Origin of the sequence: Amycolatopsis sp. YIM 10, assembly GCF_009429145.1 — a bacterium.
Lineage (GTDB): Bacteria > Actinomycetota > Actinomycetes > Mycobacteriales > Pseudonocardiaceae > Amycolatopsis.
The window spans coordinates 3,552,621-3,567,817 of record NZ_CP045480.1 but is presented as its reverse complement, the minus strand read 5'-3'; the positions used below and the strand labels follow the sequence as shown (position 1 = coordinate 3,567,817).

Genomic DNA, 15,197 nt, shown 5'->3' with positions numbered 1-15,197 from the left:
CGAGCGCCTCGAAGCCGCGGAGCGGGAAGCAAAACCGAGTGCTCCGCCCGCGCGACGGCGGCGTGTCGAACCAGTTGAACGCGTCGAACGAGACGAACCAGCCCAGGCACCGCCCGAAGAGCCGGTCGTCCCGGTTGGACACGGGCACGGCCACGGTCATGGGCACGGGCCGGCCACCCCAGCCTCCACCCGGGTCAAGAAGCTGCTGATCATCCTGCTCGCCCCGCTCGCGCTGGCCACCGTGGTCGGCGTGGCGCTGCTCTACCCGTGGGGTCAGCCCGACCCGCAGCCCGCCATCCTGGTCGGCACGCCGGTGCACGGCGACGTCTCCGCCACCGCGACCGGCCCCTGCCTCTCCCCCGGTGACGTCCAAGTGGGTGCACCGGCCGAGGGCACGCAGCAGTGCCTCACCGTGGACGTGGTGCTCAGCGACGGCGACGCCGCCGGGCAGACCCTCCGCAAGATCGTGCCGCTCGAACCGAGCACACCGCGGTTCGCCGCCGGGGACGCGGTGGTGCTGTCGTTCGCCGGGGACGACGCGCGCAACCCCGACTCGTACCAGCTGGTCGACTTCCAGCGCGGGCTGCCGCTGGCCGCGCTGGCGGCGCTGTTCGCCATCGCGGTCGTGGTGCTCGGCCGGTGGAGCGGCCTCGCCGCGCTCGGTGCGCTCGTACTCAGCTTCGCGGTGCTGGTGCTGTTCGTGCTGCCCGCCATCCTGGCCGGGGAGAACCCGCTGATGGTGGCCATCTGCGGCGCCGGGCTGATCATGTTCATCGCGTTGTACCTGACGCACGGGCTGTCCGCGAGAACCTCGGTCGCCGTGCTCGGCACGCTGGTCAGCCTCGCGCTGATCGGCGGCCTCTCCGCGGTGTTCTCCGCCGCGGCCTCGCTGACCGGCCTCGACGACGACACGTCCTCCCTGATCGCCGCGCTCGGGCACGGCATCGACGCGCGCGGGCTGCTGCTCGCCGGCGTGGTGATCGGCGCGCTCGGCGTGCTCGACGACGTCACGGTGACCCAGACCAGCGCGGTCTGGGAGCTGCGGCGCGCGAACCCCGGGCTCGGGTGGCGCGAGCTGTACGCGGCGGGCGTGCGGATCGGCCGCGACCACGTCGGGTCGGCGGTCAACACGCTGGTCATGGCGTACGCGGGCGCGGCGCTGCCGGTGCTGCTGGTGTCGTCGCTGTCCGGGGTGGGGCTCGGGTCGATCCTCGGGTCGCAGGACATCGCGCAGGAGATCGTGCGCACGCTCGCGGGCAGCATCGGCATCGTGGCCGCCGTGCCGGTGACCACCCTGCTGGCCGCGTTGATCGCGGCTCGTGAAGAGGTACCCGCTAGTCCAGGCTCGCGACGAAGCGGCTGACCGCCTCCATGGTGAACCGTTGCGCCAGCTTGCCCGACGGCGCCGCGGAGGCCAGCCGGTAGAGCGGACGGTCCGGTGCGGCGTCGCCGCGTGCCTCGGCCCGCAGCTGCGCGACGAGCAACTGGGAGAACACCATGCCGTTGGCCTCGAAGTTGTTGGCCAGCGCGTCGGCGAGCTTGCGCAGTGCGAGGATCTCCAGCTCGCGGCCACCTGTCCCGGCGTAGACGGCCAGGTCGATCTTCACCGTCTTGCGCCGGTTGCCCGCGTTGACCAGCAGGCCGACCGAGCGCGTGCCACGCACGTCGGTGACCAGCAGGTCGAGCCGCTCGGCCTGGGTCAGGTCGATCTCGCGGACCCGCCAGGTGCGCACGTACAGCTTGTTCGACTCCAGCCAGACGCGGCGCCGCAGGTTGAACGCGACCAGGTAGAGCAGCGGCAGCGCGACCACCGCGGCGGCCACCAGGCCGACGATCTGACCGCCGATCAAGCCCCCGATGCCGCCGAAGGCAGCGGCGAAGATCGCCACCCCGACCAGGCCCGAGCAGCCGCGGCGCCGCCGCAGTTTCGGGTCCTCCGAGGTGAGCATGATCCGCCCGACCGGCTTGGGCCGCGCCGGCTCCGGCCCGGTCGGCTTCTCCGGCTCAGCCATGGGTCACCTTCAGCGCGCTCAGGAACGGGTTGGCCCGGCGTTCCCCGCCGATCGTGCTGGTGCCGCCGTGACCGGGCAGCACCACCGTCCGGTCGTCCAGGGTGAGCAGCCGGTCGGCCAGGGACTGCTCGAGCTGCGACACGCTGCCTCCCGGCAGGTCGGTCCGTCCGATGGAACCGGCGAACAGGGTGTCCCCGGTGAACACCAGCTCACCGAGGCGGAAGATCGCCGAGCCCGGAGTATGCCCTGGGGTGTGGTCCACCATGATCGTCAGCCCCGCGATCTCCAGCTCTCCGTCGGCGAGGTCGACGAGTTCAGCTGGTTCGACCGGGCGGACGGCGTCCCCGAGCGCGGCGAGCAGCTGCGGGCTCGCGCCGGACGCCGGGTCGGTGAGCAGGCCGCGGTCCTCCGGGCGGATGTGCACCGGGAGGTCGAAGGTGGCGGCGTCGGCCACGTGATCGAAATGACCGTGCGTGGCCAGCACGGCGACCGGAGTCAACCGGTGTTCCTCGAGCGCGTCGGCGACTCTCGGCGCGGCGTCCTGCCCGGGATCGATGATCACGCAGTCGGCCCCCGCCTCACGGGCGACGAGGTAACAGTTGGCGGCGAAGGTCCCGCTGGGGAACCCGACGACGAGCAAGAACCGCACCTCCGAGCGCGCGAAACGACCCACTCCACCCGTCCGGATGAACCGGCCGGGCCAGCCTAGCGGCCCCTCTACAGGGTTCTCACAGGCTGTGCCAATAGACTGCCGCCACGCAGGACACCGACGTGTGACACCGATTGGAAGCGGGAGGGCAGGTGGCGACCAACCAGCAACGCCGCGAAGCCGCCAAGCGCAAGCTCGAGCGGCAGCTGACTCGACGAGCGGAGCGGGCGAAGCGGCGCAGGATCATCGGCGTCGGCGTGACGATCGTCGTGGTGGGGCTAGTCGCCGGGCTGGTGGTGTTCCTGGTCACCCGGGACCGCGAGGACGTCGCGCAGCCGGAGGCTTCGGACACCCCGCCGACCCCGGCACCGATCCAGATCCCGACCGAGCGCGCGCCGGAGCCGAAGCGACCGCAGGCACTGGCGGACCCGGTTTCCTGCGAGTACCCGGCCGAGGAGGGCAAGCCGTCGGCCAAGCCGGTGACCGCGCCCGCCGCCGGGCAGGTGTCGTCGAACGGCACGGTCAACGTGACGATGAAGTCCACCGCCGGCGACATCCCGCTCACGCTGAACAAGGCGCTCGCGCCGTGCACCGTGAACAGCTTCGTCAACCTGGTGAACCAGGGCTACTACGTCGACACCGAATGCCACCGGCTCGGCACCGAGGGCCTGCAGATGCTGCAGTGCGGTGACCCGCAGGCGACCGGCATGGGCGGGCCGGGCTACACCTTCGACGACGAGGTGTTCCCCGAGCTGTCCTACGGCCGCGGCATCCTGGCCATGGCGAACGCCGGCAAGGACCCGGCCACCGGCAAGGGCACGAACGGCAGCCAGTTCTTCATGGTCTACGGCGACGCCCAGCTGCCGCCGAACTACACCGTGTTCGGCACGATCGGCGACCCCGGCCTGCAGGTGCTGGACAAGGTGGCGCGCGACGGGATCGACCCCGAGTCGGCGGCGACCAGCCAGGACGGCACCGGCAAGCCGAAGACCCCGGTCAAGTTCACCGCGACCACGGTCGGCTGACACACGAGCTGAACCATCGGAACGGGGCGCCCACCCACGCGGTGGCGCCCCGTTTCGCGTGTGCGGGGGCGACGTATCGCGGCAGTGGGAGTGGCGTGTCGCGGCGGCGGGGTTGATTCGTCGCGTGGGTTGGACCGCAGTGGACGTTTTGTGCGCGCGATCGCGGTAGCGAGGCGGCTTGATGCCGTGAATGTGGCTTTCACGGCGGAATGTGCCGTGAAAGCCACATTCACGGCGTCGCTCAGCGGGCGGTGAAGTTCGGCGGGCGCCGGGCGAGGAAGGCGGCGACGCCTTCTGCGTAGTCCTCACCATGCAGGGCGTCGAGGCGGATGCGGTCGATCTCGGCGTCCGATTCTGCCTGCCCGGCGAGGATCTTTTCGATGATCCGGTTCATCCCCCGGATCGAGGTCTGCGAGCGCGAGCACAGTGTCCTGGTGAATTCGGCGACCGAATCCTCCAGGACCGCGTCGTCGTAGACCTCGTTGAGCAGGCCGATCTCCCGCGCCCGCGCCGCGCCGATCAGGGAGCCGCTGAGCAGGAAGTACCGCGCGTGCGCCGGTCCGACCAGGTCGACCAGCTGCCTGGTGGACTGGAAGTCGTAGACGATGCCGAGCTTGGCCGGGGTGATGCCGAACCGCGAGCCCGTGGCGGCGAAGCGGAAGTCGCAGGCCACCGAGAGCTGGCAACCGCCGCCGATGCAGTTGCCGCGGATCAATGCCACCGTGGGCTTGCGCAGTCCGGCCAGCGCGCCCACCGCAGTCTCGATCGCCTTGTCGTAGGTGGCCGCGGCTTCGGCGGTCGAACGCAGTGCACCGAACTCGCTGATGTCCGCGCCCGCCGAGAAGTCCGCGCCGGCGCCGGTGAGCACCAGCACCTTGACCGCCGGGTCGCGTTCGACCAGTGCGACCGCGTCGGCGATACCGGCCCACATGCCGTGCGTGATCGCGTTCTTCTTCTCCGGCCTGGCGAAGGTCAGCCGCGCGACCTCGTCCTGCACGCTGAACTGGAGCCCGTCGGTGATTTCGGCCATGGACCGCACCTTACGCAGCGCGCGGGCGGCTCAGGAGGCCGACGTGACCCGGTACACGTCGTAGACGCCCTCCACGCTGCGCACCACCTTCAGCACGTGCCCCAGGTGCTTCGGGTCGCCCATCTCGAAGGAGAACCGGCTCACCGCCACCCGGTCGCGCGAGGTGGTCACCGAAGCCGACAGGATGTTGACCTTCTCGTCGGCGAGCACCTTGGTGATGTCGGAGAGCAGGCGGTGCCGATCCAGCGCCTCGACCTGGATCGCGACCAGGAACACCGACGACTCCGACGGCGCCCACTCCACCTCGACCAGCCGCTCCGGCTGCGCGCGCAGGTCCTCGGCGTTGGTGCAGTCCGTGCGGTGCACGCTCACGCCACCACCGCGCGTGACGAACCCGAGGATCTCGTCGCCCGGCACCGGCGTGCAGCAGCGCGCCAGCTTCGCCCAGATGTCGCTGGCGCCCTTGACGATCACGCCGACGTCGTTCGACCCGCGGCGCCGCGTCACCGTGGACGGCGTCGCGCGCTCGGCGAGTTCCTCCTCGGCTTCCTCGACCCCGCCGATCAGCGCGACCAGCCGCGACACCACGTGCTTGGCGCTGGTGTGCCCCTCGCCGACCGCGGCGTAGAGCGAGCTGATGTCGCCGTGGCGCAGCTCGGTCGCCAGCGCACCCATGGAGTCCGCCGAGACCAGCCGCTGCAACGGCAGCCCGACCTTGCGGACCTCCTTGGTGATCGCCTCCTTGCCCGCGTCGATCGCCTCGTCGCGGCGCTCCTTGGCGAACCACTGCCGGATCTTCGCCCGCGCCTTCGGGGAACCGGCGAAGCTCAGCCAGTCGCGGCTCGGCCCGGCACCCTCGGCCTTCGAGGTGAAGATCTCGACGACCTCACCGTTCTCCAGCTTGCGCTCCAGCGCGACCAGCCTGCCGTTGACCCGCGCGCCGATGCAGCGGTGCCCGACCTCGGTGTGCACCGCGTAGGCGAAGTCCACCGGCGTCGAATCCACCGGAAGCGTGATCACGTCGCCCTTGGGCGTGAACACGAAGATCTCGCGCGCTGCCAGCTCGTAGCGCAGCGATTCGAGGAACTCGCCGGGGTCGGCGGCCTCCCGCTGCCAGTCGAGCAGCTGACGCATCCACGCCATCTCGTCGACGTCGACCGCGTTGCCGCTGTGCGTGCCCTTGGTCTCCTTGTACCGCCAGTGCGCGGCGATGCCGTACTCGGCCGTCCGGTGCATCTCGTAGGTGCGGATCTGCACCTCGAGCGGCTTGCCGTCCGGGCCGATCACCGTGGTGTGCAGCGACTGGTACACGCCGAACCGCGGCTGCGCGATGTAGTCCTTGAACCGGCCGGGCATCGGCTGCCACAACGCGTGCACCACGCCCATCGCGGCGTAGCAGTCGCGCACGTCCTCCACCAGGATCCGCACGCCGACCAGGTCGTGGATGTCGTCGAGGTCGCGGCCGCGGACGATCATCTTCTGGTGGATCGAGTAGTAGTGCTTCGGGCGGCCTTCGACCTTGGCGGTGATCCGCGACGCGTCCAGGTTCGTGGTCAGGTCGCCGATGACCCAGCGCAGGTAGGTGTCGCGCGACGGCGCGCGGTCGGCGACCAGGCGCACGATCTCGTCGTACTTCTTCGGCTGCAGGATGGCGAAAGCCAGGTCCTCCAGCTCCCACTTCACCGTGGCCATGCCCAGCCGGTGCGCCAGCGGGGCGAGCACCTCGAGGGTTTCCTTCGCCTTGCGGGCCTGCTTCTCCGGCGGCAGGAACCTCATGGTGCGCATGTTGTGCAGCCGGTCGGCCAGCTTGATCACCAGCACGCGCGGGTCGCGGGCCATCGCGATGACCATCTTGCGGATGGTCTCCGCCTCGGCCGCGGTACCCAGCTTGACCTTGTCCAGCTTGGTCACGCCGTCGACCAGCTGCGCCACCTTGTCACCGAAGTCGGCGGAGAGCTGCTCCACCGGGTAGCCGGTGTCCTCGACCGTGTCGTGCAGCAGCCCGGCGACCAGCGTGGTGGTGTCCATGCCCAGCTCGGCCAGGATGGTGGCCACGGCCAGCGGGTGGGTGATGTACGGGTCGCCCGACTTGCGGCGCTGGTTGCGGTGCAGCTCCTCGGCCACGTCGTAGGCGCGCTGCAGCAGGGCCAGATCGGCGCTCGGGTGCATCTCGCGGTGGACCGCGGCCAGCGGTTCGAGCACCTGCTTGACCGAGGCGGCGCGCTGGGCGGTGATGCGCCGGGCCAGGCGGGCGCGCACGCGCCGGGTGGCCGACGGCGCCCGGCTGCTGCCGTTGCCGTTGGCCGGTGTGACGGGCGGGACCGGCACCGGACGGGACTTGCCGCTGTCCTTGGCGGGCGCCGTTGACTCGAGCTCTTGGCTCACCCGCACCTCCCGTCGTATCAGGCCACCTCGTGCGTTCAGCGTAACGCGCGGACGGCTGACGGCGTTCCGTTGCCCCGCTCTCAGCAGGTGTGAAGAGTGTGCACCAAGCGCCCAGCCAGTGCGGCACGACCGCCCAGACCGGCCAGTTCGGTCACCACGGAGATCCCGGTGACCACCGCGCCCACCTGCTCCAGCAGCCCGCAGGCCGCCGCGACGGTGCCGCCGGTGGCCAGCACGTCGTCGATCACCGCGACGTGCTGACCTGGCTGAACCACCCCGGCCGGCAGCTCCAGGGTCGCCCGGCCGTACTCCAGCTCGTAGTCCGCGCTGGCCGCGACCTGCGGCAGCTTGCCCGGTTTGCGCACCATGACCACACCGAGTCCGCTGGCCTGGCCGAGCGCGGCGGCCAGCAGGAAGCCGCGCGCCTCCACCGCGGCCAGCAGTTCCACGTCCTGGTCGAGTGTGCCGGCCAGCGCGTTGGTCACCGTGGCGAACCCGTCCGCCGAAGCGAACAGCGGCGCGAAGTCCCGGAACAGGATCCCCGGCCGCGGGAAGTCGGGTACCTCGGCGATCAGCCCGAGCGCCTTGTCCAAATCCATGTTCTGCCCCTTACCGAAGCAGGGCACCACCCGCGGTGGCCGCGGACGGTGCCCTGCCTGCAACGAGATGACTCAGCGCTTGCGCTTGCCCGACGGCGGCTGCTTGCCGGACGGGCGGCCACGTCGCGGCGTGGCCTTCTGGTGCCGCGCGGGCACGCTGGCCGCGGCCGCGTACGCGCGCTCCTTGCGCAGCTCGGCGTTGAGCTGGTCGTCGTCGCTCGCGTCGAACTCGTCGTCGTCCGGCGCGGCCTCGCGCTCGGCGGCCTTGCGGGCCAGGTTCTCCCGCCGGGCCTTGACCCGCTGCGCCTGCTGCTTGAACTTCGGGTCCCGCATCTTGAAGTCGACCAGCAGCGGGGTGGCCAGCGCGACCGAGGACAGCACGCCGGCCAGCATGCCGGTCAGCTGCACCAGCGCCAGGTCCTGCAGCGTGCCGGAGCCGAGCAGGATGTAGCCGATGATCAGCAGGCCGAGCACGGGCAGCAGGGCGATCACCGCGGTGTTGATCGAGCGCATCAGGGTCTGGTTCAGCGCCAGGTTGGCCGCCTCGCCGTAGGTGCGCCTGGTCAGCCCCAGCAGGCCGCGGGTGTTCTCCTTGACCTTGTCGAACACCACCACGGTGTCGTACAGGGAGAACCCGAGAATGGTCAGCAGGCCGATCACCGTCGCCGGGGTGACCTCGAAGCCGACCAGCGAGTAGATGCCCGCGGTCACCACGATGTCGTGGATCAGCGAGATCAGCGCCGCGACCGCCATCCAGCGTTCGAAGTAGATCGCCAGGAAGATGGTCACCAGCACCAGGAAGACCGCGAGCGCGATGAGCGCCTTCTCCGAGATCTCCCCGCCCCAGGACGCGCTGACCGCGCTGTCGCTGATGGTCTGCTGGCTGGGCTGGCCGTTCGCGCCGAGCGGCTGGAAGGCCTTGAACAGCGCTTCCTTGACCTTGGCGACCTGGCCCGCGTCCAGCGTGTCGGACCGGATCTGCACGGTCTGCGCCGCGCCGGTGCCGACCTTCTGCGCCTCGGCGGCCGGCTCACCGGCGGCCTCGGCGAAGACGTCCTTGGCGCGGTCCTCGTTCACCTCGCCGGCGGCCCCGGCGGCGGGCATCTGGATCTGGGTGCCGCCCTCGAAGTCGATGCCGAGGTTGAAGCCCTTGATCCCGATGGAGCCCACGCAGACCAGCATCAGCAGGCCGAAGAACACGTACCAGTACTTGCGCGCGCCGACGATGTCGAACGCGCCGGTGCCGACGTAGAGCCGGTGGAAGACCGAGCCCTTCTTCTGCTTGGCGCCGGTGGTGGTGCCCTGGTCCTCGACGCCCACGTCAGGCCTCCTTCACGGTCGCGCCGGCGACCTTGGCTGTGCGGCGTTGTGAGCCGACTCGCTGCACCCCGCCGAGCCCGGAGATCTTCGGGCTCGACAATGTCTTGGACTTCGACACCATCGCCACCAGCGGGTGCGTCACCAGGAACACGACCACCAGGTCGAGCACGGTGGACATGCCGAGGGTGAAGGCGAACCCGCGCACCTCGCCGACCGCCAGCAGGTAGAGCACCGCGGCGGCGAGGAACATGACCGCGTCCGAGGCGAGGATCGTGCGACGGCCGCGGACCCAGCCTCGCGGCACCGCCGAGCGGAACGAGCGACCCTCGCGCATCTCGTCCTTCAACCGTTCGAAGAACACCACGAACGAGTCCGCGGTGACACCGATGGCGATGATGAACCCGGCCACGCCCGCCAGGTCGAGGGTGAACCCGATCCATCGGCCGAGCAGCACGAGCACGCCGTAGACGATCGCCCCGGACAGCGCCAGCGACAGGATCGTCAGCACGCCGAGCAGGCGGTAGTAGAACAGGCAGTAGATGAACACCAGCAGCAGGCCGATGCCACCGGCGATCAGCCCGGCCTGCAGCGAGGCCAGCCCCAGCGTCGCGGACACCGTGGTGGCGTCGGAGGAGGCGAACGACAGCGGCAGCGAGCCGTACTTCAGCACGTCGGCCAGGTTCTTGGCCTCGGCCTGGGTGAAGCCACCGGTGATCTGGGTGCGGCCGTCGAGGATCGGCACGGTGATGTTCGGCGCCGAGACCACCTGGGTGTCCAGCACGAAGGCGGCCTGCTTGTTCACGTTGGCCGAGGTGAAGTCGCCCCAGACCTTGGTGCCGTCGGCCTTGAAGGTCAGGTCGACCACGTAGCCGCCGCGCTGGCTGTCGTAACCGGAGGCGGCGGTGTCGATCATCGTGCCGGGCAGGAACTCGGGCTCCAGCACGAACTTCTGGCTGCCGTCCTTGAGACAGGCGACCAGCGGCAGGGTCGGGTCGTCGTTGCCGCGCAGCGGGTCGTTGGGCAGGCACTGGAACTGGGCCAGGGTCTCCTGCTGCAGCTGCTGCGCCGCGGCGGCCGCGGCCTGGTCGGCCGGGTTGGCGACCAGCGCGGGGTTCTGCCGCAGTGCCTTGGCCGCCTGGATCGCGGCGGCCTCGGCCTCCGGCGAACCGGGGGTGGGCGGCGCGGGCTGCTCCTGCGCGGGGGCCGCGCCGGGCGCGGAACCACCGGCGGGCGGGGCGGAGGACTGACCGGCGGCCGGGGCCTGGCTCGGCTGCCCTTCGGCCGGCGGCTGCGAAGCCGGCGGCTGGGTGCCGGGCGGCGGCTGCTGCGGGAGCGGGGTGGCGGCCTGCACGTTGGCCACCTTGCGGAAGCCCAGCTTGGCCGTCTGGCCCAGGTTCTTGGCCTGATCACCCTGCTCGCCCGGCACGGTGATGACGACGTTGTTGCCGTCGAGCACCACCTCGGTGCCGCTGACGCCGATCCCGTTGACGCGGGTCTCGATGATCGTCTTCGCCTGGTTGAGCGCTTCCTTGGACGGCTCGGCGCCGTCCAGGGTTCGGGCGGTCAGGGTCACCCGCGTGCCGCCCTGGAGATCGATGCCCAGCTTGGGGGTCGGCTTCCCGTCGCCGGTGAAGAACACCAGCGAGTACAGGCCGATGACGATCAGGACGAAGAACGCGAGATAGCGTCCCGGGCGGATCTGCCCGGCCGGTGGTGCCACGGTGCGTCGGTCTCCTCGAACTGGGGCCTTCCCGAATGGGCCAGCCTGGCTGGAAAGTTGTCCGGGTAAGCCCGCGCGGACGCGGGCATACGCAGCACCGAGACACTACTCGGTGCTGCGTGAGCCCTGCGTTACCCCCTCATCGGCGCGTAGGCGCCGCGTCGCAGGGTGCTACTTCTTCCCGTGCTCGAGCGGCGGGGCGATCTGCGGCCCGGCCTTCTCGGCTTCCTTCTTCTCGTCAGCAACGACGCCGTCCGACTTCGCGGACTCTTCGATGCCGGTGGTCGACTCGATGACCGAGGTCTCGGTCGCGGAGTCGGCGTCGTCGGTGTCGACTTCATCGTCCTCGACGACCGGCTCGACCTTCTCACGGACGGCCTGGCGCAGCCAGGTGGTCACCACGCCGGGCGCGATCTCGAGATCGATCGTGGTGTCGCCGCTGGTGTCCGAGACGGTCGCGTAGAGACCGGAAGTGGTCATCACGCGGTCGCCCTCGGCCAGGTTGTTCTGCAGCTCCTGCTGACGCGCGACCGCTTGCTTCTGCTTGCGGCTCCCCAGGAACAGGGGGATCGCCACGACCAGCATGAGCAGCAGCGGCAGGAAAAGGCCTTCCATGACTCTCCATTCAGCGGGTGCGACAGCGGCGGACCGCCTGCCGATTCGCCCGATTTGTTCTGGGTCTGCTTGTTCGAGTGTGCCAGGTACCACCCGCGGTGCCGTCAGCGGGTTTTCGCGCTCGACCCGCCGGTTACCCGAACAGACCAGGGTTGCCCTGGTCGAACCGTCCGGTCTCCCATGGCACCTCGGTCGGTGGCCGTAACCCGAGGTGCTCCCACGCCGCCGGGGTAGCGACCCGGCCACGGGGGGTTCGGGCGAGCATACCCGCGCGGACCAGGTAGGGCTCGCACACCTCTTCCACCGTGGTCGACTCCTCGCCGACCGCGACCGCCAGCGTGGCCACGCCGACCGGGCCGCCGTGGAAGGATTTGACCAGCGCGGTCAGCACCGCGCGGTCGAGCCGGTCGAGCCCGAGCTCGTCCACGTCGTAGACCTCGAGCGCGGCGCGGGCCACTTCGAGCGTGACGCGGCCGTCCGAGCGGACCTCGGCGTAGTCGCGGACCCGGCGCAACAGCCTGTTGGCGATCCGGGGTGTGCCGCGGGACCGGCCGGCGATCTCGGCCTCCCCGTCGGCGTCCAGGGTGATGCCGAGAATGGTGGCCGACCGCCGCAGCACCTGCGAAAGCTCGTCGGCGCTGTAGAACTCCATGTGCCCGGTGAAGCCGAAGCGGTCGCGCAGCGGGCCGGTCAGCGCACCGGACCGGGTGGTCGCGCCGACCAGGGTGAACGGCGCGATCTCCAGCGGGATGCTGGTCGCGCCCGGCCCCTTGCCGACCACCACGTCCACCCGGAAGTCCTCCATCGCCAGGTAGAGCATCTCCTCCGCGGGCCGGGCGATGCGGTGGATCTCGTCGATGAACAGCACGTCGCCCTCGGTGAGGTTGGACAGCATCGCGGCCAGGTCGCCCGCCCGCTCCAGCGCGGGCCCCGAGGTGATCCGGATGGCGGCGTCCAGCTCGGCCGCGATGATCATCGACATGCTGGTCTTGCCGAGCCCCGGCGGCCCGGACAGGAGCACGTGATCCGGCGGGACACCGCGCCGCCGGGCGCTCTCCAGCACCAGTTCCAGCTGCTCGCGGACCCGCGGCTGGCCGACAAAGTCAGCCAGCTTCCGCGGCCGGAGCGTGGTTTCCACGTCCCGGTCGCCGTTCTGGGCGAAGGCCGAGAGCGCTGCGTGGGCCTCGGCCTCGGCGAAGTCCGGTTGCTCGGTCACCGGGTCATCGTGCACGGTGCCCGCCTACCGCTTGCGGCCCAGGGTGGTCAGCGCCGAGCGCAGCACCTGTGACGTGGTCGCCTTCTCGTCACCGGCTTCACCGAGCACCCGATCGACGGCCTGCTCGGCCTGCTTCGCCGCGAACCCGAGACCCACCAGCGCCTCGACCACCTCACCACGCACGGCGCCACCGGCCACCGGCACCGCGTCGGCTGTGCCGGGCACCGCGACCACCTTGTCCCGCAGTTCCAGGCTGAGCCGTTCGGCGCCCTTCTTGCCGATGCCGGGGACCTGGGTGAGCACGTTGATGTCGCCGTCGGCGAGCGCGGAGCGCAGCTTGTCCGGGTCGAGCACGGCGAGCGCGGCCAGCGCCAGGCGCGGGCCGATGCCGGACACCGTCTGCAGCAGTACGAACAGTTCGCGCGCGTCGGCATCGGCGAAGCCGAACAGCGTCAGCGAATCCTCGCGGACCACCAGCGAAGTGTGCAGCCGGATCTGCTCACCGCGGCGCAGCGTGGCCAGCGTGCTCGGCGTGGCCTGCACCGCGAACCCGACACCGCCCACTTCGACCACCGCGTGGTCGAGTCCGACGGAGAGCACTTCCCCGTGCACCGAAGAGATCATCGTCCCGCCCTCGCATTCTTCTTCGCCGCCTCGGCCAGCCGGGCGCGGTGGACCTTCGCCAGTTCGGCCGCCCGCGCCTCGGCCGCGGCGAGCCTGGCCCGCATCGGCTCCCGCCAGAGGTGGCAGATGGCCAGCGCGAGCGCGTCCGCCGCGTCGGCGGGCTTCGGCGCCTGCGCCAGCCCGAGCAGCTTGGTCACCATGCCGGTGACCTGGGCCTTGTCCGCCCGCCCCGAGCCGGTGACCGCGGCCTTGACCTCGCTCGGGGTGTGGAAGTGCACCGGCAGCCCGCGCCGCGCGGCACCGAGCGCCACCACTCCCCCGGCCTGCGCGGTGCCCATCGCGGTGCGCACGTTGTGCTGGCTGAACACGCGCTCGATGGCGACCGCCTCGGGCCGGTAGGTGTCGAACCAGGTCTCCACCGCGTCCGCCACCGCGAGCAGCCTGCTCGCCAGGTCCGCGTCGGGCGGGGTGCGCACCACGTCGACCGCGACGCAGCTGACCGTGCGCCCGGCACCCCCGTCCACCACGCCGAGACCGCAGCGGGTCAGGCCGGGGTCCACACCGAGCACACGCACAGGTTCCACTCCTCGCCGAACAACCGTTCGAGGAGCAGGCTACCGGCGCCGCGTCCCCGAACCGCCGGGGACGCGCCGGTCAGGGTCCGTCGACCCCGGGAGTCCAGCTCTCCGGGTCACCGCTTTCGGTGAGCACGTGCTGCCAGGTCATGAATCCCTCGGGCGCGTCGGCCTGCCACGGCCACTTCCCGTCGGGGGTGGGCACGATGATCTGCACGGCCGGGAAATCGCCGTCGGGATAGATCAGGAAGGCGCTGCCGAAGTACTCGGCGTAGTGCCCGAGCGCCACCCGCTCGAAGGTGACCGGGACGCCGTCGAAGAAGTCGTGGTACAGCTTGCCGAACTCGAACCGCTCGCCGGCGGCGGCACGGTCGACGTAGGCGTCGAGCAGCACCGGGCCGACGTGCTCGGGAAGACCGATCACCACCGCCTCGGGCACCTGGTGCATCGCCCAGGCGCACACGGTGAAGCAGTAGCCGGCGCCCTCGTCGTCGGCGGGGACCTGGATCACCGCGTTGCCGCGGCGTTCGCCCTCGGCGACGATCCAGTCCTGCAGAGCCTGTTCTTCTGGGGCGAGGGCCTCGGTCGTCACGGCGGACATTCTGCCGTATGACCGAGGCCCCGCCCAAGAAGCATCGGCGAAGAACTAGCCGACTTCAGCGAGAACCTCGTCCGAGACGTCGAAATTGGCCCACACGTTCTGCACGTCGTCGCAGTCCTCGAGCGCGTCGATCAGCCGGAAGACCTTGCGCGCGCCATCGGCTTCGAGCGGCACGTTGACCGAGGGCACGAAGCTGGCCTCCGCCGACTCGTAGTCGAAACCGGCTTCCTGCAAGGCTTTCCGGACCGAGACCAGGTCGGTGGCCTCGGAGACGATCTCGAAGCTCTCACCGAGGTCGTTGACCTCCTCGGCACCCGCGTCGAGCACGGCCATCAGCACGTCGTCCTCACCCGCGTCGGCCTTCGGCAGCAGCACCACGCCCTTGCGGTTGAACAGGTACGCCACCGAACCCGGGTCGGCCAGCGAGCCGTTGTTCCGGGTCAGCGCCGTGCGCACCTCGCTGGCGGCGCGGTTCTTGTTGTCGGTGAGGCACTCGATGAGCACGGCGACGCCGTTCGGCCCGTAGCCCTCGTACATGATCGTCTGCCAGTCGGCGCCGCCCGCTTCCTCACCGGCGCCGCGCTTGCGCGCGCGCTCGATGTTGTCCTGCGGGACGGAGTTCTTCTTCGCCTTCTGGATCGCGTCGAACAGCGTCGGATTGCCGTCCGGGTCGCCCCCGCCGGTCCGCGCGGCGACCTCGATGTTCTTGATCAGCCTCGCGAATAGCTTGCCACGCTTCGCGTCGAGGGCGGCCTTCTTGTGCTTGGTGGTGGCCCACTTGGAGTGGCCGCTCATCTTTCCTCCATCCGATCCGGCGGCGTGCCGC

Annotated in this window: 15 protein-coding genes; 2 read left to right on the top strand and 13 right to left on the bottom strand. The window is 70.6% G+C overall.

Annotated features, from left to right (window positions below):
- Nucleotides 1–250 precede the first annotated feature (250 nt).
- Entirely contained in the window at nucleotides 251–1,363 is a 1,113-nt protein-coding gene (locus YIM_RS49165; protein WP_228004792.1) for a YibE/F family protein, read from the top strand.
- Here the strand turns inward: YIM_RS49165 and YIM_RS17345 are convergent.
- Nucleotides 1,335–2,012, bottom strand: coding sequence for a hypothetical protein (locus YIM_RS17345; RefSeq protein WP_153031344.1), 678 nt, complete (start codon nucleotides 2,010–2,012; stop codon nucleotides 1,335–1,337). The two genes, YIM_RS49165 and YIM_RS17345, sit on opposite strands and share 29 nt — an antisense overlap.
- Nucleotides 2,005–2,652 carry an MBL fold metallo-hydrolase gene (locus YIM_RS17340; RefSeq protein WP_153031343.1) on the bottom strand — a complete coding sequence of 216 codons (648 nt, stop codon included), beginning with the start codon at nucleotides 2,650–2,652 and terminating at the stop codon, nucleotides 2,005–2,007. The genes YIM_RS17345 and YIM_RS17340 overlap by 8 nt, the downstream gene beginning before the upstream one ends.
- Before the next feature lie 161 nt (nucleotides 2,653–2,813).
- Between YIM_RS17340 and YIM_RS17335 the strand changes: the two genes are divergently transcribed.
- Complete coding sequence (locus YIM_RS17335; RefSeq protein WP_153031342.1) at nucleotides 2,814–3,686, top strand: peptidylprolyl isomerase; 873 nt, start codon at nucleotides 2,814–2,816, stop codon at nucleotides 3,684–3,686.
- 241 nt (nucleotides 3,687–3,927) lie between these two features.
- Here YIM_RS17335 and YIM_RS17330 read toward each other — a convergent pair whose 3' ends face one another.
- The 11 genes from YIM_RS17330 to YIM_RS17280 form a co-directional block, all read right to left on the bottom strand.
- Nucleotides 3,928–4,707: an enoyl-CoA hydratase-related protein gene (locus YIM_RS17330; protein ID WP_153037049.1), complete on the bottom strand. Its 780-nt coding sequence runs from the start codon at nucleotides 4,705–4,707 to the stop codon at nucleotides 3,928–3,930.
- Between the two features lie 39 nt (nucleotides 4,708–4,746).
- Nucleotides 4,747–7,101, bottom strand: coding sequence for a bifunctional (p)ppGpp synthetase/guanosine-3',5'-bis(diphosphate) 3'-pyrophosphohydrolase (locus YIM_RS17325; RefSeq protein WP_153031341.1), 2,355 nt, complete (start codon nucleotides 7,099–7,101; stop codon nucleotides 4,747–4,749).
- A gap of 80 nt (nucleotides 7,102–7,181) precedes the next feature.
- Nucleotides 7,182–7,700, bottom strand: a complete 519-nt coding sequence (locus YIM_RS17320; protein ID WP_153031340.1) for an adenine phosphoribosyltransferase — start codon at nucleotides 7,698–7,700, stop codon at nucleotides 7,182–7,184.
- A 72-nt stretch (nucleotides 7,701–7,772) separates the two neighbouring features.
- Complete coding sequence (secF, locus tag YIM_RS17315) at nucleotides 7,773–9,020, bottom strand: protein translocase subunit SecF (protein WP_153031339.1); 1,248 nt, start codon at nucleotides 9,018–9,020, stop codon at nucleotides 7,773–7,775.
- 1 nt (nucleotide 9,021) lies between these two features.
- Nucleotides 9,022–10,740 (bottom strand): protein translocase subunit SecD, encoded by a 1,719-nt coding sequence (gene secD / locus YIM_RS17310; protein WP_153031338.1) that lies wholly within the window; start codon nucleotides 10,738–10,740, stop codon nucleotides 9,022–9,024.
- Nucleotides 10,741–10,911: 171 nt separating this feature from the next.
- Nucleotides 10,912–11,355, bottom strand: coding sequence for a preprotein translocase subunit YajC (gene yajC, locus YIM_RS17305; protein WP_153031337.1), 444 nt, complete (start codon nucleotides 11,353–11,355; stop codon nucleotides 10,912–10,914).
- 133 nt (nucleotides 11,356–11,488) lie between these two features.
- Entirely contained in the window at nucleotides 11,489–12,571 is a 1,083-nt protein-coding gene (gene ruvB / locus YIM_RS17300; RefSeq protein WP_153031336.1) for a Holliday junction branch migration DNA helicase RuvB, read from the bottom strand.
- Between the two features lie 24 nt (nucleotides 12,572–12,595).
- On the bottom strand, nucleotides 12,596–13,195 hold the full coding sequence (ruvA, locus tag YIM_RS17295; RefSeq protein WP_153031335.1) for a Holliday junction branch migration protein RuvA: 600 nt from the start codon (nucleotides 13,193–13,195) through the stop codon (nucleotides 12,596–12,598).
- Nucleotides 13,192–13,770, bottom strand: coding sequence for a crossover junction endodeoxyribonuclease RuvC (gene ruvC / locus YIM_RS17290; protein ID WP_153031334.1), 579 nt, complete (start codon nucleotides 13,768–13,770; stop codon nucleotides 13,192–13,194). The genes ruvA and ruvC overlap by 4 nt, the downstream gene beginning before the upstream one ends.
- Nucleotides 13,771–13,849: 79 nt before the next feature.
- The gene (locus tag YIM_RS17285; RefSeq protein WP_153031333.1) at nucleotides 13,850–14,371 is read right to left on the bottom strand and encodes a DUF4262 domain-containing protein; all 522 of its coding nucleotides are present in this window, start codon (nucleotides 14,369–14,371) and stop codon (nucleotides 13,850–13,852) included.
- Between the two features lie 45 nt (nucleotides 14,372–14,416).
- The gene (locus tag YIM_RS17280; RefSeq protein WP_153031332.1) at nucleotides 14,417–15,166 is read right to left on the bottom strand and encodes a YebC/PmpR family DNA-binding transcriptional regulator; all 750 of its coding nucleotides are present in this window, start codon (nucleotides 15,164–15,166) and stop codon (nucleotides 14,417–14,419) included.
- Nucleotides 15,167–15,197: the final 31 nt, after the last annotated feature.

Bases quoted from the DNA above. Each gene is read 5' to 3' on its own strand.
- YIM_RS17345 (WP_153031344.1), bottom strand. From the start codon at position 2,012: ATGGCTGAGCCGGAGAAGCCGACCGGGCCGGAGCCGGCGCGGCCCAAG.
- YIM_RS17320 (WP_153031340.1), bottom strand. From the start codon at position 7,700: ATGGATTTGGACAAGGCGCTCGGGCTGATCGCCGAGGTACCCGACTTC.
- yajC (WP_153031337.1), bottom strand. From the start codon at position 11,355: ATGGAAGGCCTTTTCCTGCCGCTGCTGCTCATGCTGGTCGTGGCGATC.
- ruvA (WP_153031335.1), bottom strand. From the start codon at position 13,195: ATGATCTCTTCGGTGCACGGGGAAGTGCTCTCCGTCGGACTCGACCAC.
- YIM_RS17285 (WP_153031333.1), bottom strand. From the start codon at position 14,371: ATGTCCGCCGTGACGACCGAGGCCCTCGCCCCAGAAGAACAGGCTCTG.
- YIM_RS17280 (WP_153031332.1), bottom strand. From the start codon at position 15,166: ATGAGCGGCCACTCCAAGTGGGCCACCACCAAGCACAAGAAGGCCGCC.